The sequence below is a fragment of the Thiopseudomonas sp. SA1F2-1K genome (assembly GCF_057443035.1).
The window spans coordinates 1,800,001-1,826,213 of the sequence record NZ_CM172014.1; the positions used below are offsets into that span (position 1 = coordinate 1,800,001).

Annotated in this window: 24 protein-coding genes and 1 pseudogene (1 of these 25 running past the window's edge); 16 read left to right on the forward strand and 9 right to left on the reverse strand. The window is 46.6% G+C overall.

Annotated elements, in window-relative coordinates; translation table 11 throughout:
* A protein-coding gene (locus tag AC2T15_RS08725) for a glutathione S-transferase family protein (RefSeq protein WP_486778070.1) crosses the window boundary here: on the reverse strand, positions 1 to 493 show its 5' portion. Its footprint begins 167 nt before the window's first position; the window shows 493 of its 660 coding nt (coding positions 1–493); it begins with the start codon at positions 491 to 493; the stop codon falls past the left edge of the window.
* A gap of 158 nt (positions 494 to 651) precedes the next feature.
* Here AC2T15_RS08725 and AC2T15_RS08730 point away from each other — a divergent pair, with 158 nt between their 5' ends.
* From AC2T15_RS08730 to AC2T15_RS08740, 3 genes are all read left to right on the forward strand, one after another.
* Positions 652 to 1,116, forward strand: a complete 465-nt coding sequence (locus AC2T15_RS08730) for a polyribonucleotide nucleotidyltransferase (RefSeq protein WP_486778071.1) — start codon at positions 652 to 654, stop codon at positions 1,114 to 1,116.
* A 201-nt stretch (positions 1,117 to 1,317) separates the two neighbouring features.
* Complete coding sequence (locus AC2T15_RS08735) at positions 1,318 to 1,800, forward strand: Lrp/AsnC family transcriptional regulator (protein ID WP_053100094.1); 483 nt, start codon at positions 1,318 to 1,320, stop codon at positions 1,798 to 1,800.
* Positions 1,801 to 1,858: 58 nt separating this feature from the next.
* Entirely contained in the window at positions 1,859 to 2,059 is a 201-nt protein-coding gene (locus AC2T15_RS08740; protein ID WP_053100095.1) for a DUF2788 domain-containing protein, read from the forward strand.
* A gap of 67 nt (positions 2,060 to 2,126) precedes the next feature.
* Here the strand turns inward: AC2T15_RS08740 and AC2T15_RS08745 are convergent, their stop codons facing one another.
* Complete coding sequence (locus AC2T15_RS08745; protein ID WP_486778072.1) at positions 2,127 to 3,515, reverse strand: PhoH family protein; 1,389 nt, start codon at positions 3,513 to 3,515, stop codon at positions 2,127 to 2,129.
* Between the two features lie 423 nt (positions 3,516 to 3,938).
* Here AC2T15_RS08745 and AC2T15_RS08750 point away from each other — a divergent pair, with 423 nt between their 5' ends.
* Genes AC2T15_RS08750 through cydX form a run of 3 tightly spaced genes read left to right on the forward strand, consistent with a single transcriptional unit; the run spans position 3,939 to position 6,823 of the window.
* Complete coding sequence (locus tag AC2T15_RS08750; protein ID WP_486778073.1) at positions 3,939 to 5,507, forward strand: cytochrome ubiquinol oxidase subunit I; 1,569 nt, start codon at positions 3,939 to 3,941, stop codon at positions 5,505 to 5,507.
* Positions 5,508 to 5,518: 11 nt separating this feature from the next.
* Positions 5,519 to 6,652 (forward strand): cytochrome d ubiquinol oxidase subunit II, encoded by a 1,134-nt coding sequence (gene cydB / locus AC2T15_RS08755; RefSeq protein ID WP_486778074.1) that lies wholly within the window; start codon positions 5,519 to 5,521, stop codon positions 6,650 to 6,652.
* A gap of 54 nt (positions 6,653 to 6,706) precedes the next feature.
* Positions 6,707 to 6,823, forward strand: coding sequence for a cytochrome bd-I oxidase subunit CydX (cydX, locus tag AC2T15_RS08760; protein WP_064496086.1), 117 nt, complete (start codon positions 6,707 to 6,709; stop codon positions 6,821 to 6,823).
* A gap of 64 nt (positions 6,824 to 6,887) precedes the next feature.
* On the opposite strand, the gene AC2T15_RS08765 is transcribed toward cydX, so the two are convergent.
* A complete protein-coding gene (locus AC2T15_RS08765; RefSeq protein ID WP_486778075.1) occupies positions 6,888 to 7,814 on the reverse strand; it encodes a LysR family transcriptional regulator in 927 nt (308 codons plus the stop codon).
* Between the two features lie 160 nt (positions 7,815 to 7,974).
* Here AC2T15_RS08765 and AC2T15_RS08770 point away from each other — a divergent pair, with 160 nt between their 5' ends.
* Positions 7,975 to 8,295 (forward strand): DUF485 domain-containing protein, encoded by a 321-nt coding sequence (locus AC2T15_RS08770; RefSeq protein ID WP_053100101.1) that lies wholly within the window; start codon positions 7,975 to 7,977, stop codon positions 8,293 to 8,295.
* On the forward strand, positions 8,292 to 9,962 hold the full coding sequence (locus tag AC2T15_RS08775) for a cation acetate symporter (protein WP_486778076.1): 1,671 nt from the start codon (positions 8,292 to 8,294) through the stop codon (positions 9,960 to 9,962). Before AC2T15_RS08770 ends, AC2T15_RS08775 begins: the two co-directional genes overlap by 4 nt.
* A 44-nt stretch (positions 9,963 to 10,006) precedes the next feature.
* Here AC2T15_RS08775 and pdxB read toward each other — a convergent pair whose 3' ends face one another.
* On the reverse strand, positions 10,007 to 11,140 hold the full coding sequence (pdxB, locus tag AC2T15_RS08780) for a 4-phosphoerythronate dehydrogenase PdxB (protein ID WP_486778077.1): 1,134 nt from the start codon (positions 11,138 to 11,140) through the stop codon (positions 10,007 to 10,009).
* A gap of 113 nt (positions 11,141 to 11,253) precedes the next feature.
* Here pdxB and xseA point away from each other — a divergent pair, with 113 nt between their 5' ends.
* From xseA to AC2T15_RS08795, 3 genes are all read left to right on the forward strand, one after another.
* The gene (gene xseA / locus AC2T15_RS08785) at positions 11,254 to 12,618 is read left to right on the forward strand and encodes an exodeoxyribonuclease VII large subunit (RefSeq protein WP_286639775.1); all 1,365 of its coding nucleotides are present in this window, start codon (positions 11,254 to 11,256) and stop codon (positions 12,616 to 12,618) included.
* Between the two features lie 31 nt (positions 12,619 to 12,649).
* Positions 12,650 to 13,468, forward strand: coding sequence for a peptidoglycan DD-metalloendopeptidase family protein (locus AC2T15_RS08790; protein WP_486778078.1), 819 nt, complete (start codon positions 12,650 to 12,652; stop codon positions 13,466 to 13,468).
* A gap of 98 nt (positions 13,469 to 13,566) precedes the next feature.
* Complete coding sequence (locus tag AC2T15_RS08795; protein ID WP_486778079.1) at positions 13,567 to 14,823, forward strand: mechanosensitive ion channel family protein; 1,257 nt, start codon at positions 13,567 to 13,569, stop codon at positions 14,821 to 14,823.
* A 130-nt stretch (positions 14,824 to 14,953) separates the two neighbouring features.
* On the opposite strand, the gene AC2T15_RS08800 is transcribed toward AC2T15_RS08795, so the two are convergent.
* Positions 14,954 to 16,996: a TonB-dependent copper receptor gene (locus tag AC2T15_RS08800; RefSeq protein ID WP_486778080.1), complete on the reverse strand. Its 2,043-nt coding sequence runs from the start codon at positions 16,994 to 16,996 to the stop codon at positions 14,954 to 14,956.
* 75 nt (positions 16,997 to 17,071) lie between these two features.
* A complete protein-coding gene (locus AC2T15_RS08805; RefSeq protein ID WP_286593152.1) occupies positions 17,072 to 17,524 on the reverse strand; it encodes a DUF2946 family protein in 453 nt (150 codons plus the stop codon).
* A 309-nt stretch (positions 17,525 to 17,833) separates the two neighbouring features.
* Between AC2T15_RS08805 and leuA the strand changes: the two genes are divergently transcribed.
* The gene (gene leuA / locus AC2T15_RS08810) at positions 17,834 to 19,498 is read left to right on the forward strand and encodes a 2-isopropylmalate synthase (RefSeq protein WP_486778081.1); all 1,665 of its coding nucleotides are present in this window, start codon (positions 17,834 to 17,836) and stop codon (positions 19,496 to 19,498) included.
* A 76-nt stretch (positions 19,499 to 19,574) separates the two neighbouring features.
* On the opposite strand, the gene AC2T15_RS08815 is transcribed toward leuA, so the two are convergent.
* Both AC2T15_RS08815 and AC2T15_RS08820 read right to left on the reverse strand, forming a co-directional pair.
* Entirely contained in the window at positions 19,575 to 19,781 is a 207-nt protein-coding gene (locus AC2T15_RS08815) for a SlyX family protein (RefSeq protein ID WP_053100111.1), read from the reverse strand.
* Positions 19,778 to 20,212 (reverse strand): HIT family protein, encoded by a 435-nt coding sequence (locus tag AC2T15_RS08820; RefSeq protein WP_053100112.1) that lies wholly within the window; start codon positions 20,210 to 20,212, stop codon positions 19,778 to 19,780. Before AC2T15_RS08820 ends, AC2T15_RS08815 begins: the two co-directional genes overlap by 4 nt.
* Before the next feature lie 260 nt (positions 20,213 to 20,472).
* Between AC2T15_RS08820 and AC2T15_RS08825 the strand changes: the two genes are divergently transcribed.
* From AC2T15_RS08825 to AC2T15_RS08840, 4 genes and pseudogenes are all read left to right on the forward strand, one after another.
* Positions 20,473 to 21,849 (forward strand): OprD family outer membrane porin, encoded by a 1,377-nt coding sequence (locus AC2T15_RS08825; protein WP_486778082.1) that lies wholly within the window; start codon positions 20,473 to 20,475, stop codon positions 21,847 to 21,849.
* 148 nt (positions 21,850 to 21,997) lie between these two features.
* The gene (locus AC2T15_RS08830; protein ID WP_486778083.1) at positions 21,998 to 23,707 is read left to right on the forward strand and encodes a proline--tRNA ligase; all 1,710 of its coding nucleotides are present in this window, start codon (positions 21,998 to 22,000) and stop codon (positions 23,705 to 23,707) included.
* Between the two features lie 160 nt (positions 23,708 to 23,867).
* Positions 23,868 to 25,074 (forward strand): annotated as a pseudogene (gene gltS / locus AC2T15_RS08835) (sodium/glutamate symporter).
* A gap of 10 nt (positions 25,075 to 25,084) precedes the next feature.
* Positions 25,085 to 25,315 (forward strand): hypothetical protein, encoded by a 231-nt coding sequence (locus AC2T15_RS08840; protein ID WP_053111299.1) that lies wholly within the window; start codon positions 25,085 to 25,087, stop codon positions 25,313 to 25,315.
* 68 nt (positions 25,316 to 25,383) lie between these two features.
* On the opposite strand, the gene AC2T15_RS08845 is transcribed toward AC2T15_RS08840, so the two are convergent.
* The gene (locus AC2T15_RS08845) at positions 25,384 to 26,205 is read right to left on the reverse strand and encodes an enoyl-CoA hydratase (RefSeq protein WP_053100118.1); all 822 of its coding nucleotides are present in this window, start codon (positions 26,203 to 26,205) and stop codon (positions 25,384 to 25,386) included.
* Positions 26,206 to 26,213 lie beyond the last annotated feature (8 nt).

The window sequence follows — 26,213 nt, forward strand, 5'->3', positions numbered from 1 at the left end:
CTAAATCCGCCAAAGTTAATCGGTTAGCAACTAAGTATTGCTTACCAGTTAACTGCTGCTCCAAGTAGTCCCAATGTTTGGGCAGCTTATTTAGAGCGGAATCAATCGCGGCTTGATTAACCTCTAGTCCCATCGGCTTAGCTAAGACTCGATTAAAGAACACCGTAAAAGTTGCTAACGGCGCTATTTCATAATCGGCATACTTTTCAAACCAACTAATACGCGCTCGTTCCAAAGGCGTTTCACCACAGAGATTACTTTTAGAGGGGTATTTATCCTCTAGGTAATGACAAATTACTGATGAGTCAGCAAAGCTCTGCTCGCCGTCTTTTAGGCCAGGAATACGACCTAAAGGACTAATCTTCCAATACCACTCGGGCACTTGACGAGGCAATACCTGCTCAAACTGATACTCAAAACCTTTTTCCAACATAAACAACCGCACTTTACGCACAAAGGGCGAAATAATCGCACCGTATAAAGTCAGCTCCATAGCGCTTGCTCCAGTTTTCATTCCTAAGGATGAGCTTATTGCTCGTTTGTCCGCTTTACTCTAGCCAAACTGCAGCGGAACTATTAAAAGTAAAATTAGCCTTATCAATAATGCTTTGCAATGAGTAAAGCTTTTTTATAAGTAGAAGGAGACATCAGATGCCCAATGCCCCTTTATATCCAAAGACAGCCCACCCTCGCTTTACCCGGCAGCCCATTACTCGACTGATCGCAGCTGGACTCACTGGCGCTTTATTATTCCAACTGGCCGGCTGTGGCACCTTGCTCTACCCTGAGCGCAAAGGTAAGTCAGGCGGTCGAATTGATCCAGCGGTTGCGATCTTAGATGGCATCGGTTTGCTGTTTTGGGTAATCCCTGGCTTGGTGGCCTACGCCATCGATTTTGCCAATGGCACGATCTATCTTCCCTCCGGCAAATATGCCATTGCACCTGAGGAGCTTAAACCTGCAATTAAGGCTAATGGTGAAATTGATACAGTCACACTGGAGCAGATCATCCACGCTCGCACAGGCCACAGCATTCCCTTTAATCACCCGAACCTAATTCAACAACAAGGATCGCCCGAAATGCTGGCTCTGCTTAAGGTAAGCCCGCAAGCTTAATGAATACTTTGAGCCAATCCCAAGGAGCACCCGGTGCTCCTTTTTTCTTGCTTGGATTAATTAAGCCGCGTCAAAATTCGCGCAGCGACGAACAGATCACGCAAGAATACTTGCAAAAAGCGATAAAAAAGGACATATTTACGCAAAATATTTCTACTTTTACACTCTTAACGCAATTTATTTGCTTAGGCTATCCTCAATATGGAAAATCTTGATCGCTTTGACTTGCGCATTCTTGCCGAACTGCAAAAAGACTCGCGCATCTCCAACCAGGAACTCGCTGAGCGCATTGGCTTATCGCCTTCCCCTTGCTCACGCCGGGTCAAACAACTAGAAGATGAAGGCTACATTACTAAGCAGGTCGCTTTACTCGATCGTAAGCGCTTAGGTCTTACACTAACCGCTTACATCTTAATTGGGATGGATCGTCATACCCCAGAGCGCTTTGAAAACTTTCAAAATAATATTTTGCAGTGGTCAGAAGTCCAAGAATGCAGCTTAATTACCGGTATGGATGCAGACTATCAATTAAAAGTGGTAGTGCCTGACATGGAACACTACCAGTTATTTTTACTCAATAAGCTAACACGCATTGAAGGCGTTACCAGTGTGCGCTCTAGCTTTGTGCTTAATCATGTCTCACTCAGTACAAGCTTACCTTTAGATCATTTACGTAAGTTTTAATGCCAGATAGAGTAACCAGCTTTATCACTCACAACGCTAAACAATCAACGAGGGCACTATGGATCCAGAAATTTTCGAAGAACTCATGATGACCCTACTTGTGGGTGGACTAATTTTATTCATGGGCTTTATTGTTTGGGATCTAGCGAAAAAGTCTAAAGCAGGAAAATACGGCACTGGTATTTTATTTTTTGCTTTAGGGCTAGGCGTGCTAGGTTTTCTCGTTAAAACCATCGTGATTGCAGTTAAAGGTCTCTAACCTCTACCTCTTCATTCAATAGCCAAGCAGGCCAACACAAAACAGCCTGCTTAGCCAGTTTGTACTATTATAAGTGAGCTTCTGCGTATTCCGCTAAATCCGAGCGCGGCACCCCTTGCAAGGTAATATGCACATTGCCCATGTAGTTTTTTAACCGCTCCGTTAAATAAGTTAGCCCTGAACTAGTCGCCGACAAGTAAGGCGTATCTATCTGCGCCAAGTTACCCAAACACACCACCTTAGTACCTTTGCCAGCACGAGTAATGATGGTTTTAACTTGATGCGGTGTTAAATTTTGGCACTCATCGATTAGCAAAAATGCCTGTTGAAAACTACGCCCACGAATATAGTTTAACGATTTAAAATGCAGTGGAATCCGCTCCAGAATATATTCCACACTACCCTTAGGACTTTCATCATCCATATGCAAAGCTTCTAGGTTATCGGTGATCGCGCCGAGCCAAGGCTCCATTTTCTCTGTTTCGGTACCAGGCAAAAAACCTATATCTTCATCTAAACCCTGCACACTGCGCGTAGCGATAATTCGCCGATAACGCTTTTCGGCCATCGTTTGCTCAATCGCTGCCGCTAACGCCAAGATGGTCTTACCCGATCCCGCCGCTCCAGTTAAATTAACCAAATCAATATCAGGCTCTAATAAGGCAAACAAGGCTAAGGCCTGATAAATATCTCGCGGTTTTAACCCCCAAGCTTGCTGCTCCATCAATGCTTGGCGCGGCAAATCTAATAAGCGCACGGTGTTAGTACCAATAATCTCTTTCACCCAACCAACAAACCCTTGCTGATCCAAAATAAACTGATTGAGGTGCAAAGCAGGAAACTCTGTCGGCAAAACCACTTCATGCCAAGTTGAGCCTAGCTGCTGCGTGGTTTCGACCTTAGTCACATTACCCCAAAATGACTGCTCTATCTCGATAAAGCCCTGCGGCAACAAACCAATATCATCGATCACCTTGCCACTTTCGTAGTCTTCAGCCGCAATGCCGCACGCTCGCGCCTTCAAGCGCATATTGATGTCTTTACTAACTAACACCACAGATAACTCAGGATGCTCAGTCTGCAGTACATCTAATAGGTTAATAATACGATTATCATTGATACTTTCTGGCAGATGGGTGCTGGAATCCTCAATAAAGCGCATAGCAATCGACAAGTAACCTTTGGCCACGCCATCTACTCGCATAATCGGCACCCCCTGCTCAACTTGCTCGGTAGTGGCCGCCCCCAGCAACTGATCAATTAAGCGAATCGCTTGCCGACACTCTACAGCCACCGCAGGCTTGCCTGACTTTAAATGATCTAGCTCCTCCAACACAGTCATGGGGATTACCACATGATGCTCCTGAAAGTTCAGCAGCGCTGTGGGATCATGAATGAGCACATTGGTGTCCAGTACATACAGTTTTAGGCCTGAAGCCATGGTTTTCTTAATCATAAGACATTCCTAGTGCAGCCAAGAACAGTTCAGCTTGATTACACCTTTTTGACATGACAACTTTAAGTCAGTTGCTTCTTATCTGTAGTGGCTTAAGCACCTACGCCCATCAGCTGGCGGCCAGACGTATTGCTGCGACAACAAGTCACTGAGCGAGATCAAGCTTTGACTCGACTAAAGTGCCATAATACGCTTACTTTACTTAGGGAGATTCTCTAGGAAAGCGCAGCAAAACAGCTCAAAAAAGACGGATTTTACTTGATCTGTCATTATTTTCTGTTTGATTAAAATAAGCAGCTGTCGAGTGCTTCATGAATATTTCATCTTGCCATGAAATATTTAGTAAACATCTGGGGCTTTATCTGGTATTGATAAGACTTCAACAGCTTGCTGCCTTTATCCACTAGCCGAGGAGAGCATTAAATGATCTCGGAAGAATTAGTTGATCTGTCCCGTCTGCAATTTGCAATGACGGCTATGTATCACTTTATATTCGTTCCACTTACGTTAGGTCTTGCCTTTTTACTTGCCATTATGGAGTCGGTCTATGTTATGACCGGCAAAGAAGTCTACAAAGACATGGTTAAGTTCTGGGGTAAGCTGTTTGGTATTAACTTTGCTCTAGGGGTAGCCACAGGGCTCACCATGGAGTTCCAGTTTGGTACTAACTGGGCCTACTACAGCCACTATGTAGGTGATATTTTTGGTGCACCACTGGCCATTGAAGGCCTGATGGCATTCTTCTTAGAATCCACCTTTATTGGTTTATTCTTCTTTGGCTGGGATCGTTTAAGTAAGCGCCAGCACTTAGCGGTCACTTGGCTGGTAGCACTGGGCTCTAACTTATCCGCACTGTGGATTCTGATTGCCAACGGCTGGATGCAAAACCCAGTAGGCGCAGAGTTCAACTATGAAACCATGCGCATGGAAGTCACCGACTTTGCAGCCCTGCTGTTGAACCCAGTCGCGCAGGTGAAGTTTGTACATACCGTTGCTGCAGGTTATGTCACTGGCGCAATGTTCGTTCTGGCTATTTCTAGCTGGTACCTCTTGAAAAAACGCGACATGGGTTTTGCCCGTCGCTCATTCGCCATTGCCTCAGCTTTTGGTTTAGCTGCGATCCTATCAGTCATCGTATTAGGTGATGAGTCAGGCTATGAAGTAGGCGATGTGCAAAAAGTTAAACTCGCGGCGATTGAAGCGGAATGGGAAACAGAACCAGCGCCTGCTGCCTTTACCCTATTTGGTTTACCTAATATGGAAACCCATGAAACTGATTACGCGGTAAAAATCCCGTATGCCATGGGGATTATCGCTACTCGCTCGCTAGACACTGAAGTCAAAGGCATTAAAGACTTAATTGTTGAGCACGAAGAGCGTATTCGTAACGGTGCAGTAGCCTATGAGCGCTTACAAGTATTGCGTCAAGGTGATCGCAGTGCAGAAAATGTCGCCGCATTTGAAGAAGTTAAAGCCGACCTTGGTTATGGCTTGCTGCTGAAGAAATATGTGGATAACCCAGCAGAGGCAACGGAGTCGCAAATTAAACTAGCGGCACTCGATACCATTCCCCATGTTCCAAGCTTGTTCTGGGCTTTCCGAATCATGGTGGCAGCAGGCTTCTTTATGTTGCTGGTGTTTGGTCTAGCGTTCTGGGCCTCTACCCGTCGCAACCAAGAAAGTAAGCCTTGGTTATTGCGCATGGCCTTCTTCTCACTGCCACTGCCATGGATTGCTGCACAAACAGGCTGGTATGTTGCCGAAGTGGGACGTCAACCTTGGTCAATCGGTGAAGTACTACCGACGCATTTCTCAGTATCAAGTATCTCCAATGCCAGTGTGATGGGATCCTTCCTCACTTTGGTTGCGATCTACAGTGTGCTGATTATTATCGAAATGTACCTGATGATCCGCTTTGCTCGCTTAGGTCCAAGCAGCCTGCATACTGGGCGCTACCATTTCGAGCAAGCTGACAATCAAAAGAACGCTTAAGGAGTATCACAATGTTTGATTATGAAACACTCAAACTGATTTGGTGGGTGCTCGTCGGTGTCCTCTTAATTGGTTTTGCTTTAACCGATGGTTTTGACTTAGGCACTGCCATTCTCATTCCTGTGGTTGGTAAAACAGATAATGAGCGCCGCGCAGTGATTAATACCATTGCCCCGCACTGGGACGGTAACCAAGTTTGGTTAATTACCGCAGCTGGTGCGCTATTTGCAGCATGGCCGGTGGTGTATGCCGCGTCGTTCTCGGGCTTTTACTGGGCGATGCTGCTGGTGCTGTTCTCGCTATTTGTCCGCCCTGTCGGGTTTGATTACCGTAGTAAAGTGGAAAACCAACGCTGGCGTAGTAGCTGGGACTGGGGACTATGCATTGGCGGAATTATTCCATCAGTTATTTTTGGTGTGGCCTTTGGTAACTTGCTGCAAGGCTTGCCTTTCCACATGGATGACAGCATGCGAATCTTCTACACCGGTAGTTTCTGGGGCCTACTTAATCCTCTAGGGTTACTGGCTGGGATCGTGAGTTTAAGCATGCTGGTGATGCATGGTGCTACCTGGCTAACCATGCGTACCAGTGGCGCAATGCAGGATCGCTCAGTTAAAGCGGCTCGTTACACAGCGCTTGCTTACTTAGTCACCTTTATTGGTGCGGGTGTTTACCTCTGGTTAGGCATTAAAGGCTATACCGTTACCTCCGAGATCAACTTTAATGGTGCTATTGATCCGCTGAGCAAAACGGTTGAGCGCACCAATGCCGGTTGGTTAGCAAACTACAGCCTGTACCCGATCACCATTGCCGCACCGGTTATCGCCATTGCCGGTGGCTTACTGGCGTTAGTCAGTGGCCGCAAAGGTGGCTTGGCCTTCCTGGGTTCTAGCTTAGCAATTACCGGTACGCTATGTACCGCAGGTTTTGCTATGTTCCCCTTCCTAATGCCTTCAAGCACTGACTTTAGCTCAAGCTTGCTGATGTGGGATGCGGTCTCTAGCCATAAAACCTTAGGTATTATGATGATTGCAGCGGGTATCTTTGTGCCGCTGATCTTGCTCTATACCCTCTGGAGCTACTACAAGATGTGGGGCAAGGTTACACCAGAACATATTGAAGAAAATCAACATAGCCTGTACTAAACCCAGCGACTCATTGCCTAGTGCTTTGCACTGAGCGGTGTAAAGGAGAGAGATATGTGGTATTTCACGTGGATTCTAGGTGTATTACTGGCCTGCAGTATCGCGATCATTAATGCGATCTGGCTAGAAAGCATCCATGACTTTGATGCACCTAGCGAGCAAGACCAGTAATCACTGGCTCAATCGAAAACGCCCAGGATTAATCCTGGGCGTTTTACTATTTGCCACGCTCTAACTAAGCCCGCCCCATTAACAGCGCTTGTTGCTGTTCAGTTAACTCGCGCAAATAGTCCCACAGTACCCGAATCCGCTTTAACTGCCGCAACTCTTGGCGGCAAGAAATCCAAAAACTATTGGTCACAACCACCTCTTGGGGCAACACCTCAATCAGGCGTGCATCCTTAGCTGCAATAAAACAGGGCAAAATGGCTAAATGATGGCCTGCCAGTGCCGAATAATACTGACCCAGTACACCGGTAAAACATAAAGGGCTGCTCGGGCTAGATAAATAATGCTGCAAGTAATGCAGCTGATCGCTAAATACTAGATCTTCAACATAGGTAATAAATGCATGCTGGTGTAAGTCATTTACACAGCGAATCGGCCCATGCGCATTTAAATAATCTTGCGTGGCATATAGCTTTAAGCGGTAATCACACAGACGACTACTCACATAAGGGCCGCTGGTTGGACGCTCAAGAGTAATAGCAAGATCAGCTTCACGCTTGGATAAACTGACAAAGTGCGGTACCGCTAAGACATCAATCCCAATCATCGGATAGCGGGTCTGAAACTCGCTAAGTTTTGGAGCTAGAAAGAAGTTACCAAAGCCTTCAGTACAACCAATTCGAATTCGTCCCGATAGCTCAGTGGTCCCACCACTGACTTGCTCCTGCGCGCTGAGCATCATACTTTCGATAGCTTCGGCGTGACTCAGCAAGGTTTGCCCCTCTTCGGTTAAGACAAATCCCGCATGCTTAGATTTTTCAAACAGTAAGGTATTTAAGCTACGCTCAAGTGCCTGCACTCGCCTTGAAACCGTGGTGTAGTCTACGCCTAAGCGTTTAGCCGCTAAGGTGGCCTTACGCACTCGCGACACCTCTAAGAAAAATTTAACATCATTCCAGTTCAGCTCTGACAGACTTTTAGTATTTTTTTGCATATCCATCCTGCTTTTTTATCTGTTCTTTTGGTAAGTCTGCATACCTATACTCAAAATTCCCCTACCCCACAAGCCATTAATAGGAGTTTTCCCCGCGTTACACATTAGCCACGACTGACGACAACAACAAAAACGTGTTAAACACGACAAAGGAAGTGCTATGTCTAATCCCTTATATGCGCATATTCGTAACAACCCCAAGTTTCAGCAGCTGGTCAAAACCAGAACTCGCTTCGCTCTCAGCTTAAGCCTAATTGTTTGGGCGATTTTCTACGGTTTTATTCTACTGGTTGCTTTTAAACCCGAAGTCATTGGTTTGCCCTTAGGCCGCGGCCATCTCACGTTAGGCATTGCCGCTGGATTATTTCAGTTTAGCTTTTTTTGGCTACTAATCTGGTGGTACGTCCGCCGCGCCAATGGCGAGTTTGATCGTTTAAATGAGCAAATTATTACCGAAGCTGAGCAGGAGTGCGGCCAATGAAACTCAATTCACAACTCGTGCAGCGTTTAACCCAAGGCCTACTAATCGCAGGATTGACCCTAAGTGCCCCACTGGCCTTAGCCGCCGATAACTCAATGAATATACCTGCTATTAGTATGTTTTTTGCCTTTGTTGTGATGACCTTAGGTATCACTTACTGGGCCGCTAAGCGCACCCAGTCCACCTCGGATTTCTATACTGCGGGTGGCGGTATTACCGGCTGGCAAAATGGCTTAGCCATTGCCGGAGACTATATGTCAGCAGCCACCTTACTGGGACTCACGGCTATGCTCTACACCTCAGGAGTCGACGCCTATATTTATATGATTGCATTCTTTGTTGGTTGGCCAATTATTTTATTTTTAATGGCCGAACGCTTACGTAATCTAGGGCGCTTTACCTTTGTAGACATTACCTCTTACCGCTTAAATCAAAGCAAAATCAGAACCATGGCCGCAGTCAGCTCGTTAATTGTGGTGTGCTTTTATTTAGTAGCACAAATGGTCGGTGCGGGGCAGTTGATTAAGTTACTGTTTGGTCTTGATTACAATATCGCCCTGTTTATTGTCGGTATTTTAATGATGGTCTACGTTACCTTTGGCGGTATGACTGCCACCACCTGGGTACAGATTATTAAGGCCTGCATGCTATTGGCTGGCGGCACCTTAGTCATGGTGCTATCCATGGCTTACTTTGACTTTAGCTTTGAACGTGTGATGGATGAAGCCATCAGCCTACACAGCTTAAAAGAGCGGTTGGTCTATCCTGGCAGTTTACTGGCTGATCCAGTGACCGCCATCTCACTTGGTTTAGGTCTTATGTTTGGTACCGCAGGCTTACCACACATTTTAATGCGCTTTTTCACCGTAGGTAATGCAAAAGAAGCACGTAAGTCGGTTCTTTGGGCATCAGCTTGTGTCGCTTACTTTTTTAACGTGATTGCGCTGATGGGCGTTGCTGCCATTGTGATTGTCGGTCAAAACCCTGACTTCTTTGAAGGCGGCGACATTGCTGGCAAAATTATCGGCGGTGGTAACATGGTGGCCATGCACCTAGCCCAAGCCGTTGGTGGCAATATGCTACTCGGCTTTTTATCTGCGGTCGCTTTTGCCACTATTTTGGCTGTAGTGGCAGGCTTAGCCTTAGCCGGCGCCTCAGCGATTGCCCACGACCTTTATGCCCAAGTGCTGAAAAAGGGCCAAGTCAGCGAACAACAAGAATTAAAAATGACCCGCTTAGCTACCATTAGCCTAGGAGTGGTCGCCATTATTCTTGGCATCGCCTTTGAAAATATGAACGTGGCCTTTATGGCTGCCCTAGCTTTTGGCGTCGCTGCTTCGGCTAACTTTCCGGTATTAATTTTATCTATGTATTGGAACAACTTAACCACCCGCGGCGCCATGGCCGGTGGTTATAGCGGCTTATTTAGCTCGGTGATTTTCGTCGTGCTATCTAAATCGGTGTGGGTCGATGTGTTTGGCTTTGCTGAAGCCGTTTTCCCTTACACCCAACCGGCACTGTTCTCAATGCCGATAGCTTTTGCCATGGCGTACCTGGTATCGATCACCGATCACAGTAGCGCTGCACAACGCGAGCGTGCAGCATTTGCTGATCAGTATGTACGCGCCCAAACCGGAGTAGGTGCCAGCGCCAACACGGCCCATTAATCTAAGGAACGCTCCATAGAGATTAATCGTCTCTATGGAGCTTCTTAAACTTGTACACCAGCGGCGGCTAAATAAGCAGCCAACTCTTTCGTTTTGTGTGAATTGATTACCTGCAATCCTGTCAGCTCTCGACGCTCGGCATAGTGCTTACGCAGCTGATCAAACGCCAGCTCGGGTTGCGCAGCCTGCAATGATAAACGGAAAGCTGCATCATCATTCCGAATGTCATATACCACACGACAAACCTGTTTAAACATCTGCCACGGATTATCCACAACGCCCAAATTAAGCCCCGCAATCGGTTGCGGCGGATAAGTTAACTGTTGCGGCTGCAAAATCTTAAAATGCTGGCAAAACGCTTGATATACCATTTCAGTGCCACGTAACTTACCATCCAAACTGTAGCCAGCAATATGCGGGGTGGCTAAATTACATAACTGAACCAGCTCGGCATTTACCGCCGGCTCATGTTCCCATACATCAAAAGCTGTTAGTACATCCGGTCTTTGTAATAAAAACTTCGCTAATGCTTGGTTATCCACAACCCCGCCTCGGCTAGCATTAATTAACCAAGCGCCTGGTTTTAATAAGGGTAAGTTATCTTGATTTAACAAATACTGAGTAGAGAAATCGCCCTGCTCAGTAAGCGGTGTATGCAAGGTAATGACATCGCATTCGGCCAATAACTTAGTCAATGGTTCTGACTGAAAGCCTTTCTCTAACGCTGCCCGTGGCGGATCACACAACCGCACGTTAATGCCTAATCCTTGCAGGAGATTAACTAAACGTTGCCCTACCTGCCCCACGCCAATCACCGCCACTGACAACTCTAATAACGAGCGTCCGCTACGCTCACTTAAACTCAGCAAGGCACTTAATACATAATCCACTACACCTCGTGCATTACAACCAGGTGCAGACGTCCACCGAATGCCTTGCTGCTGTAAATAAGCTGTATCTAAATGGTCAGTACCAATGGTGCAGGTGCCCACAAAGCTCACGGCACTGCCTGCAAGTAACTCTGCTGAAACCTGAGTAACCGAACGCACAATCAAGGCATCGGCGTTTTGCACCAGAGCGGCCTGCATTCCCCGCCCAGGCACTTTTGTAATACGCCCATGGGCAGCAAATAACTCATCAAGTCCGGGAATATTTTCATCGGCAACAATCTGTAGCATGGGGCTTCCTCTGTAAACCAAAATATATGATCGGCGAACATGCAATAACGCTGAATCAGAGTTTCTGCTATGGTAAGCAGCATCTTACCACTCAACCGAATTGACGTGCGTTTATGTATAGCAACCCCTTTCAACGCCTTGGTTTAGAGCGCGATATTTTAAGTGTATCGCAACTCAATCAGCGCGCCCGCCACTTACTTGAAGATGTGTTTAATGCTGTCTGGGTCAGCGGTGAAATCTCCAATCTTGCCATGCCTGCTTCTGGGCATGTGTACTTCACCTTAAAAGATTCTAAGGCGCAAATTCGCTGCGCTTTTTTTAAACAACAGGCATTGCCCGTTCGCCACCTGCTGAAAGAAGGTGCTGCAGTGCGTGTGATGGCTAAGGTCTCTATTTACGAAGGCCGTGGCGATTACCAACTAATTGTGTCGACCCTTGAACCTGCTGGCGAAGGTGCATTACAACTAGCGTTTGAAGCGTTAAAAAAACGGCTATTTGAACAAGGCTTGTTTGCCAACGAAAATAAACAAGCCTTGCCGCGCCACGCCAAACGCATAGGCATTGTCACTTCGCCTACAGGGGCTGTCATCCGTGACATCATCAGTGTGTTTAAGCGCCGCGCACCCCAAGTTGAGCTAGTGCTGGTGCCCACTGCCGTACAAGGTAAAGAGGCCACCCAGCAAATAGTTACAGCCTTAGCCTTAGCCGATCAGCAGCAGTTCGATGCCATTATTTTAGCTCGTGGTGGTGGTTCCCTAGAAGATTTATGGTGCTTTAACGAAGAGGCGGTCGCCTTAGCGATCGCCGCCTGCCAAACGCCGATCGTCAGTGCCATTGGCCACGAAACAGATATTTCGATTAGTGACTTTGTCGCTGATGTGCGCGCTCCCACTCCCTCGGCAGCAGCTGAATTATTGGCGCCCGATACTTCGCACTTGTTGCAGCATTTGCAACAATTACAGCAACGTCTAAGCCAACAAATTCACAGCTATCTACAACGTCAACAACTACAACTTAACTTGCTGCGCGCCCGTCTACGCCACCCCAGCGAACGTATCCAACAACAACAGCAACGTATGGATGAGTTAGAGTGGCGTTTACAACGAGCATTCAATCAAAACTTAAGCGCCTATAAACAACAGCTGCGTAGCCTGCAGCAGCGCTTACATATGCAACATCCGCAGCGCCTCATCACTCAGCAAAAAACGCAACTAGATACCTTACAACAGCGTTTAACCTCAGTGATCCAACGCCAACTTAATCAAGGCCAGCAACGACTGAACTATCAAATGCAGGCCTTGCATGCCATTAGTCCCCTGAATACCTTAAAACGTGGCTACAGTATTTTGCGTGATCAACAGCAAGTGGTGAGCAGTATTGAGCAGGTGCAAAAGCACCGCCAACTGACGGCTCAAGTGACCGATGGTTACCTTGAACTAAAGGTTTTATCTACCCACAAAAATACGCCGCTACTCTAGTCTAGCCGTCTCTTTACCATGAGGAATTTTTATGCGATTTGTGATTGCCCTTAGTGCCCTGCTCCTTAGCTTTAATAGCATGGCCGAAGGCTTTATAACACGGCTACTCAATAAGCCCGTACCTGGCGGTGTGGCCGTGTTACCGCTTGGTGCTAGCAACACAGCCCCTAAAGTCAGTTATCAGGGCAAACCCGTACTCACCCTGCAAGAGGATGGGCAGTGGATTGCGATTATTGGCATTCCACTGACAGTTAAAGCAGGTCAACAAACAGCAGTGGTTAATGGCCAAAACACCCGTTTTAGGGTTAACCCCAAGCACTACACTGAGCAACGCATCACTTTAAAAAACCAGCAGCAAGTGAACCCTAATGCACAAAATCAACAACGCATTCAGCGGGAACTTAACGAGCAACTCGCCGCCTATGATCAATTTTCTGGGCGACAACCGAGTAATGTGTATTTTGATATGCCAGTTAATGCACGTCTTTCTAGCCACTTTGGCCTACGCCGTTTTTTTAACGGTGAAGAACGCAACCCGCATTCAGGCTTAGACTTAGCAGCACCTGCAGGCACTCCAATTAAAGCGCCAGCTGCCGGCAAAGTAATTTTAACCGGTGACTATTTCTTTAATGGTAAAACCGTTTTTGTCGACCATGGTCAAGGTTTAATCAGTATGTTTTGCCACCTCTCGAGTATTGACGTCAAAGTCGGTGATGAGCTTGCACGCCAACAACCCTTGGGTAAAGTGGGTGCTACAGGACGTGCCACTGGACCGCATTTACACTGGAATGTCAGCCTGAATGCAGTACGGGTTGATCCAGCTATTTTTATTGGTAAATTCACCCCATAACTGATTTGACGACAGCAATAACTGAACTTATTGCTCTGTCACTGGTTCTGACTCAACTTTATTTATCTGATTCGTGTGGCTGATTGATAGGAGTAACTATGCAAGAGCATTTAGATATTTCACTGGGATGGCTTGAAACCTATCCCTACCTAGAAACCATTGTGTATTGCTTAGGTCTTGCACTATTGGCCTTTATCGCCAATTTTTTAGTTAAGCGCATTCTTGTGCGTGGCTTATATAAACTGCTAAAGCATGTTTCTGGCCCTAATCCTAAGGATTTTGGCATTGTGCAGCGCCTCTCTAATATTGTTCCTGCTCTGATTATTAGTTCAGGGGTGCACCTTATCCCTGGCTTACCCAAAGCCGCTATTGCGGTTGTCGAAAATGTGGCGAATGGCTTTATTATCCTGACCATTGCCTTAGCCATCGGCGCGGCGCTGGAAATCGTCAACATGCTGTATAACCGCCGTAAGGACGCCCATCTCAAGCCAATTAAGGGCTACTTACAAGTAGTTAAAATTGTGGTGTATGCGATTGCCACCATTTTAATTGTCGCCACCTTAATTGATCGCTCGCCGCTCATTCTGCTCTCAGGACTGGGAGCCATGGCCGCAGTCTTAATGTTAATTTTCCAAGACACGCTCTTATCGTTAGTAGCCAGTGTGCAGATATCTAGCGGTGATATGATTCGAGTCGGTGACTGGATTGAAATGCCCCAGCAAAATGCTGATGGTGATGTGATTGATATTGCACTGCATACAGTCAAAATTCAGAACTTTGATAAAACCGTAACCACGGTACCCACTAAGCGTTTTATTAGTGATTCGTTTAAAAACTGGCGAGGTATGCAAGAAAGTGGTGGTCGCCGCATTAAGCGCAGCCTGTATCTTGACCAACAAAGCATTCACTTTTTATCTGAAGACGAGCGCACCCATTTAGAACGCTTTACCTTGCTGGAAAACTACCTAAGCGAAAAGAAACAAGAACTCACCCAGTGGAATAAGCAGCATGTAAAAACCGAAATTGACTCGCGCCGTCTAACCAATATTGGAACCTTCCGCGCCTATGTGCAACGCTACTTAGAGAACCATCCGGGGATTCATCAGCATATGACCCTGTTGGTACGCCAACTTAATCCTACCCCTAATGGTTTGCCTTTAGAGATTTACTGCTTTACCAATACTACTGCATGGGCAGCCTATGAAAATATTCAATCGGATATTTTTGACCATCTCTACGCCATTGCTCCCGAGTTTGGCTTACGGGTATTCCAAAATCCTACGGGGTTAGATATGCGCAGCATGGCCAATGGCCTAGCTAAACACCCGAAAATTGAGCAGTTGCTCAATAGTTAAGCCCCTATAACTAAAGAAAGGTGAGTGTTTAAATCTATAGCCCGCGCTTCCTTGCACCTAGACTCAAACACCCACCTTTCACCCCAAAACGATGCAGCCTTAGCGGGGCTGCATCATCTTATTCTTAGCTTTAAAACTTCATATCCAACCGCGTCCACCAGGTCCGCCCAGCTTCATTTACCCGTACCGGATGATCGGGGTAACCAAAGCCCGAGTTACCTTGCAAGTTAAGGTGTTCACTGTAGTTTTTATTCAGCACATTATCTAAGCCGGCACTGATCTTCCAATGCTCCGCTAATTGGTAGGCACCATTGAATGACAGCACAGCAAAGCCGGCGCTATCCCCATAATCACGCCCCACCACGTTGCCTCGGGTGGCATCGGTGCGCGTTTGTTTAGCTACTACTCGCCATAAACCACCTGCACTCCAACGCTCTTGCTCATAAGCTACGCCTAGCTTAGCTTCCAAGGGTGGAATTTGCGGCAAAGCACGCCCATCGCTAGTGTTTTTACCGTAGGCATAAGCCAAGCTAACGTCCCCTTTCCAGCCTGGCGCAAAGCGATGCGAGCCGCCCACCTCACCGCCCCAAATACGGGCATTGACGTTACGTGACTTATCTTTTTTACCATTACTGCCGTAATCGAAAATAATATAGTCGTCTACATGTCCGAGATAACCTGCAGCCCATAATTCATAAGGTCCTTCAGCATACTGAATACCAAAATCTAGCTGGGTGGTTTTTTCAGGATTTAACTCGCTGAATGCCTTGTCACCACCGGAAAATAATTCCCAGTAATCAGGAAAACGCTGCACATGGCCTAAACCGATATAGCTGGTAGCCGGCACTGATGCTAAATCGTGCTCGTAGCGGGCAAAGGCACTGGTTAAGTTTTTACTGTGTTTTTTGCCATAGTTTGGGTTGGGCTTAAACTGCCCCATTTTCATTTCGCCAGGCAAAGTACTTTTTACTTTATGGTGATCTACTCGAGCACCGCTAACCATACGGTCGTCATCACTTAAAAATGCTGTCAGCTCAGCAAAGGCACCCACTTGGGACATTTCTGCATCTTTATTCCAAGCAGCCTGCTTATAGTTGGAGTTAAAGCCCATGCTTGAACGCTTACGATGTTCACTACTTTGTGCATCAATACCTGCAACCAACTCAAACTGCTGCCACTGCCAAGTACTTTTTACTCGCCCGCCTAGAGTGCGGCGATCCACATTACTCGACATCGGATGCTTCATCATACTACTTGGCTTAAAAGGCCGCAGACGGAAGTTATCCATGAGGTGATCAGCGTAATTGTAATACACCTGAGCTTCGAGGGTTTGCCAGTTGTCGCTCAAATTGCTTTGCTTAAAGCGTAGCCCTGCACTTTCTCGCTTAAACATGGTGCCATCCATGCCCCGCCCGGCGTAACGTGACTCACCATCGCCTTTGCCCAGGGTTAACTCCAGTAAACTGTCTGCCGTTGGCGTCCAACCTAGGGCTAAATCCGAGTTCCACTTATTCCACCGTGAAGGTACACGATCACCATTCCCATCATTGTAATCATGGGCTTTGGATTTATTGCCGGTAAAGCGTAAATAACCTGTTTGATTGCCCACGGCAGCATCTAAGTTACGGTCAAAACGGCGATGTGATCCCACTACTGCACTGGCATCTAAGCGATAATCGCCATCTAACTGCTCAGGGCCACGCTCAAATAAAATGGTTGCCGCCGAGTTACCCGGCCCCCACTGCACAGTTTGCGGGCCTTTAATCACCGTGAGCTGGTCATAGTTTTCAGGACTAATGTAAGAGCTAGGAGAGTCCATTCGGCTAGGACAAGCACCAATCATCTCACCGCCATTGGTTAACAATTTAAGGCGTGAACCAAACATTCCGCGAAACACCGGATCACTATTCACGCCACCGCTGCGAATGGCGGAAAATCCTGGAATCGTCTTTAAATAATCCGCGGCATCACTGGCGGGTACTGGCTGACGTGGTTGCTTAGGATCAGTAACCACGGTAATCGGTGAAGACTGTGCAACCCCAGTCACTACGCTGGGGGCAAAGGTTACAGTAGAACTTACTGTTTCAGCCCAAACGGATGAATTAAAGCACGCAAACACTAAGGCCACGGCACTACTGGCCAACACCGGAGTTGGTGAAAACATTAAACGCATAACACGAAGTTCTCTTATTTTTAAGACAGACACTTAATTTACCTAGCGATTAACCTAGGCTTGATTGATTAAAAATTAAGCAAAGAGAACTGGCGGCGCCCGTGATAAACGAATGCCGGCATCCGGCATAGAGGGAATAAATAATGCTTGATAAGGAATCGGATTTTTTGCGCGAAAGGCGGTAGCCAACACAATACAGAGCGCTATGATCAGTAAAGGACTTAAGGTCAACAGCTCACAATAACCGCACAGCAATAGCAGCTCATCTAACCACTCTAAGCCCGTCTGCGCTGTGTTATGCCCCATTAGGGCGTGATAATCCACTTCACTGCTAAGACTACTACCGGTTCCTGGTACTACCTCGGTGCAATGTAAATCTTGCTCTAGTACTTGTACCCATTGCACGTAACTTAAGCTGGCAGACGTGACAGTACCTGCCAGGGCGCCTGAAATTACCGGGCCGACATGCATTAACACTACTGCAATTAAACCTAGCCAAAACGCTAGCCTGTGCAATCGGTTATTCATCTCACGCTATGCCTACTTGAGTTGGGCAGCATAATGTCATACCTGCTAAGAATTTCCGCTGCGACATGCTGTCACGCAAGCATCAAACACCAACAAAAACAAAAAAATAAAATTAAATTGCACAAAAAAACAAAATAAAGGCTTTTTATTTTATTTAAAAATAACTTGTTGCAATAAAAAACCATCCTTATTAAGTTAAGCGCTATCCGCCATGCAAATGTAGGGGTTTATGGTTTTTATCAAAAACTTAAACTTTTTGTGCTCATTTGCTTATGCGTTTTACCCAAATGCTTCTGTAAGGTCTAAGCCATGACAATGTTGAAAAACCCTAGCCAAAAATACCGCGCTTACCCAGCAATTGATTTACCTGATCGTACCTGGCCAAGCAAAACGCTAACCAAAGCACCCATCTGGTGCAGCTCAGACCTACGTGATGGCAATCAATCGCTGATTGAGCCAATGGATGCGGTAAAAAAGCTAAAGTTTTTCAAAACCTTGGTGGCCGTAGGCGTTAAAGAAATTGAGGTGTCTTTTCCCTCCGCTTCGCAAACTGATTTTGACTTTGTGCGCACCTTAATTGAAGACGGTCATATTCCAGATGACACCACCATTCAAGTATTGACCCAAGCTCGCGAAGACTTAATTGCCCGTACCTTTGAGTCCTTACGTGGCGCCAAAAAAGCCATTGTGCATATGTATAACGCCACCTCTCCAACCTTTAGACGGGTGGTGTTTAATCAGGACAAAGATGGCGTAAAAGCTATTGCGGTAAAAGCTGCTGAATTGTTCAAAAAATATGCTGCCCAGCAGCCAGAAACCGAGTGGACTTTCCAATATTCCCCAGAAACCTTTAGCGCCACCGAGCTTCCTTTTGCCGTAGAAGTCTGTAATGCGGTATTAGAAGTATGGCAGCCAAGTGCCGATAACAAGGTCATTTTAAACTTACCGGCCACTGTTGAAGTTGCCATGCCTAACGTCTATGCTGATCAAATTGAATGGTTTGGCCGAATGATTAATCACCGCGAACATGTGATTATTAGCCTCCATACCCACAATGATCGCGGCACGGGTGTGGCTGCCAGTGAGTTAGGCTTACTAGCTGGCGCAGACCGTGTTGAAGGCTGTTTGTTTGGCAATGGCGAGCGGACCGGTAACGTTGACTTAGTGACCCTGGCTTTGAATATGTACACCCATGGTATTGATCCAGAGTTAGATTTTTCCGATATTGATGCCGTCCGTAAAGTAGTGGAAGAGTGCAACCAAATTCCAGTACACCCACGTCACCCCTATGCCGGAGACTTAGTTCACACCGCATTTTCTGGCTCCCACCAAGATGCAATCCGTAAAGGTTTTGCCCAGCGTAAAGAGGGCGATATTTGGGAAGTGCCTTACTTACCGATTGACCCTGCCGATATTGGCCGCGATTATGAAGCAGTGATTCGAGTCAATAGCCAATCAGGCAAAGGTGGCGTGACTTATTTATTAGAACAAGAGTTCGGGATTAGCTTACCGCGGCGGATGCAAATTGAGTTTAGCCAAGTGGTTAAGCACGAAACTGATCGCCAAGGCTTAGAGATTACAGCGCCACAAATCTACCAACTGTTAGAACAAGAATATTTAAATGCTGTCACTCCCTACAGCTTAAGTAGCCATCGTTTAAAAGAAGAGCAAGGGATCAGCTGCTTAGAGTTAGAGGTGAACTATCAAGGCAATAGCTTAACTTGGAAAGGTACTGGCAATGGCCCATTGGAAGCCTTAACTGCCTGCTTACCCGAGTCGGTGGAGATTATGGATTATAACGAACATGCCATCGGCGCCGGCAGTGACGCTAAAGCAGTCTCTTATATTGAACTTCGCTTAGGTGAGCAAAAAGCAGTCTTTGGCTGTGCGATTGACTCCAATATTACTACCGCCAGCATTAAAGCTTTATTTAGTGCTCTGAACCGTGCCATTGCCCAGCGTGATGCAGCCTAAGCTCTAATCGTTCCGCCTTTAAATAAAAACAGCAGCGTGTTAGCTGCTGTTTTTATTGTGACTGTATAAGTTCATTCTAGTAGTGCGGCGGTGGTGGTTCATTATCTGCTAATTCAAACGCCGGTTTCATTTCAGCCTGCCGCTGGGCCAATAACTGTACCTGACGCTGCATTTTTTCTAGTGCTATTTGCTGACTAGCTATCACATCATTTAAGGCCTGAATGGTATCGTCCTGAAATGCTTGACGGATTTCTAGTTCAGCTAGGCGTTGCTCAATACTCATTTAGCTACTCGATTCAAAAATAAAAAGCTATCAGTAAGCACCATGCGTAGTTTTTCACAGACTGAGGTAATTTGCTCAGCGTTATAAGGCACTGCGCTGCCCTGTCCCCACACCGGTGATGGCCAGGCTGCATCAGTTTTCTTACGCACAATAACGTGCACATGTAGCTGACTGACCACATTCCCTAAGCTTGCAATATTCACCTTATCGCCCTTGAAGGTGTCTTTAAGTACCTCAGCTAAGCGTGTGGCTTCTTGCCACATTAACAGCTGCTCTTGGTCACTTAGTTGAAATACTTCGGTGATATCTTCACGTTTAGGCACCAAGATAAACCACGGATAACGGCTGTCATTCATAAGTAATAAACGGCACAGCTCAAAGTCGCCGACCAATAATGTATCGTTTTCTAAGCGTTGATCTAAGGCAAACATCAGGCACTCCTGATCTGAATAATAAGTCACACAGGATATATAGTTTCCACTAAGGCATTGCAATCTTTTAATCTCATTTAATGCTTTTAGCTCTCTGAACACTGGCTGAATAAAGCAGTTTATTTAGTAGTGCGCCTCGCAATTCCTCACAAGTTCGATTAAAGTAGCGATCGTTAATTTTTACTACATATAATTTATAACTATCTAATGCCAGCAAGCTACTTGCAGGCATAGCCGACTCTGACTAGTAGGAGCATACTATGCAAATCATGAAATGGAGCGCTATCGCGTTTGCAGTTGCTGCAGCAAGCACGCAAATGGCAGTAGCTAGCCAACAAGACAACGCACAAGGTTTTATCGAAGATAGCAAACTGCAGCTCGACAGCCGCATGTTCTACTTCAACCGTGACTTCCGTAACGGCGGCACTAATATTAGCCCTGCTAACAAAGCAAAAAACGCAAAGTACAATACTAACACTCACCGTACTGGCTATGGTGAAGAGCTTGGCCTAGGTTTTAAAGCTCGTTATCAGTCAGGCTTCACCCAAGGTACTGTCGGTGTAGGTGTTGATGCTTTTGGCCTACAAAGCATTAAACTAGAGAGCGGTGGTGGCCGCCACTTCGACGGTGCTGCTTTCTTTGGCGAAAAGTCTAACAAAAAAGCTCGTAATAACGCTAGCCAAGCCGGCGCGGCAGTTAAAGCGCGTATTTCTAGCACTACTCTGAAATATGGCCGCCAAACTGATGTTGATATGCCTGTATTCTCTATGGATGACAGCCGTTTATTACAAGAGACTTCTACTGGTTTCTTAGTAACTAGCGAAGAAATTGATGGCCTGCAATTAAACGCTGGTCACTTCACTCAGTTAAGTGACTTAAACCAAGTACGTGGCGACAGCTCTGGTATTAAAAATATTGATTTCGTGGGTGGTAACTACGCGATTACTGACGACCTGAATGTTGCTTACTACTATGCAGATGCTGACCTTGCAAACGGTTACCAGCATAATGAAAATGACAACTTCACGGTTAAAAGCTCTAAGAAGCACTACCTAGGTGCTGACTACCACTACGATCTCGCCGCCGATCAAGCGTTAGACTTTGACTTCAACTTCTATCGCACCAAGTTTAACAACCGTGGTAAATCAAACGACCGTAACAAGGCGTGGAGCTTAGCAGCGGCTTACACCATCGACGCACACAAGTTCACCGTTGGTCACCAACGCATTAGTGGCGACACTGGCTACAAATATGGCTACGATGGCGGTGGTTCAATCTACCTATTGAACGACGTACAACGTAACAGCTTCATCGGTGAAGATGAGAACTCATGGCAAGTACGTTACGACCTAGATATGGGTAAGTTCGGCGTTGAAGGCCTGAACCTAATGACCCGCTATGTACGTGGCTCAAACGTAAAAATCCAAGGCGATACTGGCGTTAATCCACAGCTAGTTGGTAAGCACGATGGTAAAAACTGGGAGCGCGATATTGAAGCTGGCTACACCTTCCAACAAGGTGCAGCTAAAGACTTAAATATCCGTGTTCGCCAAGCGACCTACCGTGCTAGCCACTTAGGCAACGTTGATACTGACGAAGTACGTGTAATCGTTAACTACCCACTGAGCATTCTATAATCTCAGTCGCTAGTAGCGTAGCAACACCAAGAAACCCAGCCTCAGCTGGGTTTCTTTTTGCCTTTTTTCCGCTAAGCCATTCTATGGGGTACAATTAGCCGCGTTTATAGGCCCTGCCTTTTCCCATTCTTGTTGAAGACTTTCTACTATGCGTACGACCCAGTATTTAATTGCAACTCTGAAAGAAACACCGGCTGATGCAGTGGTCATTAGCCATCAACTGATGCTGCGCGCTGGTTTAATCCGCCGCCTAGCCTCTGGCCTTTACACCTGGCTGCCCTTAGGTCTACGGGTACTGCGTAAGGCCGAAGCCATTGTCCGTGAAGAAATGAACGCTGCAGGTGCCTTAGAGGTATTAATGCCAGCCATTCAGCCGGCTGAACTTTGGCAAGAATCAGGCCGCTGGGAAGAGTATGGCCCCGAGTTGCTACGTTTAAAAGATCGCCATCAACGTGAGTTCTGTGTGGGTCCTACGCATGAAGAGGTAATTACCGATTTAGCCCGTAATGAGCTAAGCAGCTATAAGCAATTACCGATTAATTTTTATCAGATCCAAACCAAGTTCCGCGATGAAATTCGCCCACGCTTTGGCTTAATGCGTGGCCGCGAATTTATTATGAAAGATGCCTACTCGTTCCACCTTGATCAAGCATCGCTCCAGCAAACCTATGATCGTATGCACCAAGCCTATACCAATATTTTTACCCGTCTAGGCTTACATTTCCGCCCAGTACAAGCTGATACCGGCTCAATTGGCGGCACCGGCTCCCATGAGTTTCATGTGCTGGCCGATTCAGGCGAAGATGATATCGCCTTTAGCGACACTTCAAACTACGCTGCTAACATTGAAAAGGCCGAAGCTATTCCTCGTGAAACTAAACGCCCAGCACCCAGCGAAGAATTACGCTTAGTCGATACGCCAGAGACTAAAACCATTGATGATTTAGTTCAGCAGTTTGGTCTAGCTATTGAAAAAACAGTAAAAACCTTAGTCGTTCACGCCGCCGAAGAAGGCCAATTGATTGCCTTAGTCGTCCGGGGCGACCATACCCTCAATGAAATTAAAGCCGAAAATCTGCCGCAAGTCGCCAGCCCGCTCATCTTTGCTAGCGATGCTGAAATTCACGCTGCAACCGGTGCTCACCCTGGCTCCTTAGGCCCAAAAGACTTGGCGATTCCCTGCTTAATTGATCGCTCAGTGGCCATGATTAGCGACTTTGCCGCAGGCGCTAACCAAGATGGCAAGCATTGGTTTGGCCTAAACTGGGAGCGTGACTTACCACTGGCTGAAGTGGCTGATCTGCGAAATGTGGTGGCTGGCGATCCAAGCCCAGACGGCCAAGGCTTACTAGAAATTAAACGTGGCATCGAAGTGGGACATATTTTCCAGCTCGGCACCAAATACAGCCAAGCCTTAAACTGCACCGTAATGGGCGAAAATGGTAAACCAACAGTTCTAACTATGGGCTGCTATGGCATTGGTGTATCCCGTGTAGTTGCAGCGGCTATTGAGCAAAATCACGATGCACGCGGTATTATTTGGCCAAAGGCACTGGCGCCATTCCAAATTGCACTGATTCCAATGAAATATGAAAAGCCAGAAATTCAAGCAGCGACTGATGCTCTCTATCAGCAATTAACTGCCGCCGGCTTTGAAGTATTACTGGATGATCGCGACAAAAAAACCAGTCCTGGCGTTAAGTTTGCCGATATGGAGCTTATGGGTATTCCCCACCGCTTAGTGATCAATGAAAAACTGCTCGCTGAACAGCAAGTTGAGTATAAAGCGCGTACGGCCGAACAAGCTGAAGCACTTGAGCTAGCGGATATCATTGCGCAATTAAAGCAACGTATTTAAAACGCTTTAACTTCGCGAAAAACTAAAAACTGCGGTCTGATTCTGTTCAGGCCGCAGTTTTTTTTATGTTAACTGCGCCCCTTTAAAAATTTGTGCAGCTAATACCCCCGTGTTAACGGCGAATGCTTAATTGGAATCTGCTATGACTGAATCAACCCCTATGGTGCTAAACGGTTACTACACCTTAATTGCCGCCACCATTGTGCTACTGATCGGACGCAAAATTGTTCAGCGCATTCGTTTTCTTAACGAGTTTAATATTCTAGAACGGTCGCAGGTGGGCTATTGGCCTCATTTTTAGTGCTGGTACTGCACTCCTGGAATGGATTTTCCTTAGCCATCGATAAAAGCATGCAAGATGGCTTTATGCTGATGTTTTTTGCCTCAATCGGCCTCAGTGCTGACTTTTCTAGACTACGAGCAGGTGGTAAACCACTGGTTTTATTTACACTGGTAGTCGGAGTCTTTATCGTCCTGCAAAATGTGGTGGGCATTAGCCTAGCCAGCCTCTTAGGACTCAAAGCCATTACCGGATTAATCACTGGCTCAGTCACCTTAGTTGGTGGCCATGACACTGCCACTGGCTGGGGCGCCACCTTTGAAAAAGACTTTGCGGTGCAAAGCGCCATTGCCCTAGGTTTGGCCAGCGCCACCTTTGGCTTAGTCTGTGGTGGACTACTCGGCGGCCCTGTAGCACATCGCTTAATGCGCAAAGTAAAAGCCCCTGAAGCTAGCGCAGAGACTACGCTGCACACCACCTTTGATCGCCCAAAGCAAACTCGGCTGATTACCCCAAAATCAGCAATTGAAACCTCGCCATGTTTGCCGTTTGCCTATCTGCCGCCTCTTATCTGTCAGAGCTGATGGCTACTCACTTCCCAGATTCCAACTTTAAAATCCCAACCTTTGTCTGGACGCTAGCTAGCGGCGTGGTTGTGCGCAACACCCTAGCCAAGGTGTTTCGTGTTAGCGTGTTTGATCGCTGTGTCGATGTATACGGTAACGTCTCGCTGTCGCTATTTTTAGCTATGGCCTTACTCAGCTTAGAATTATGGACTATTAAAGACTTAGCCGTCCCCTTAGTCATTATCTTAGCGGTACAAGCCCTAGTGATGGTGATCTATGCTTACTTTGTCACCTTTAAAGTAATGGGCTCAGATTACGACGCAGCTGTACTAGCCGGCGGCTTCTGTGGTTTTGGGATGGGCGCCACCCCTACCGCAGTAGCTAATATGCAAGCGATTACCCAGCGTTTTGGTCCGTCCTATAAAGCGTTTTTAATCGTGCCAATGGTCGGGGCTTTCTTCGTGGATCTATTAAACGCCGGTATTTTATCCATTATTACCTCACTGCCTTTCTTACAATAAGGATTCGCCCTTGAGTACTCCAGCCTTTATTGGTCTTTACTTAGTTAACTGCCTTTTCTTTAAGTGGATCATCAGCTGGGGTGGCGCTCAAGTTATTCAAGGCTGGCTAAGCCATGCTCTATTAGGCTGGTTTACTGCCCATTGGACGGCCGAACAATTACGTTTATATGGATTAATTATTTGGCTGTTCTCTACCTTGTTTTTTATTGTTGGCTTACTTAAACCTGAATATCGTTTTTAACCACCGCAAAACAACTCAGCCCATCAAATGATGGGCTGAGTTGTATGAACACTAGATAATTTAAGTGCTTAGCAATTTTTCCACTGCGCTTTGCGCTTTTCTAAGAAAGCACTCACCCCTTCAGTAGTATCTGCAGCATCAAATAAGTCTACAAAAGCTTCACGCTCAGCCGGTAGCCAATGATCGGGGGCTTGGGTACGTGCGCCTTGAATTAGGGGTTTAATCGTACGCACTGAAACAGGGCTTTGATTGGCCACTTTTTCAGCCAACTCTAACGCTTTAGTCAGCGCCTGACCTTGAGCGACTACCTCTTCGACTAAACCAATACGCTCGGCAGTTTGTGCATTAATCCGCTCACCACATAGCATCATGCGTTTTGCCCAACCTTCGCCAACCAGCCAAGACAGCTTTTGCGTACCGCCAGCGCAAGGCAATAAACCAACAGTGGCCTCCGGCAAAGCCATTTGTGCTTGCTCTTCTGCGATTCGAATATCGCAAGCTAACGCGCACTCTAATCCGCCCCCCATGGCATACCCATTAATTGCGGCAATGGTAACGCCACGGTAATTACTCAGTGCCTCAAATGCTTCACCAAAGCGCCGTGCCATCTTACGTGCCATGGCTTTATCGCCGCTGGCAAATAGATTAAGGTCAGCGCCAGCACTAAAGAATTTATCACCGGCTCCGGTGACCACTAGAGCATAAATTTCCGGATCATGATTTAGATGCTCTACCAGCTGTTTAACACCTAGCAACATATCGGCATTCCAGGTATTAGCCGAGGGGTTATTTAAGGTCAGTAACGCAATATGTCCGCGTTTTTCTACCACCAGCTTATCGGTTAACTCTAAGTGCTGAGCTTGATGATAGGTCTCTACTTGGTGCGACATGGTTGATT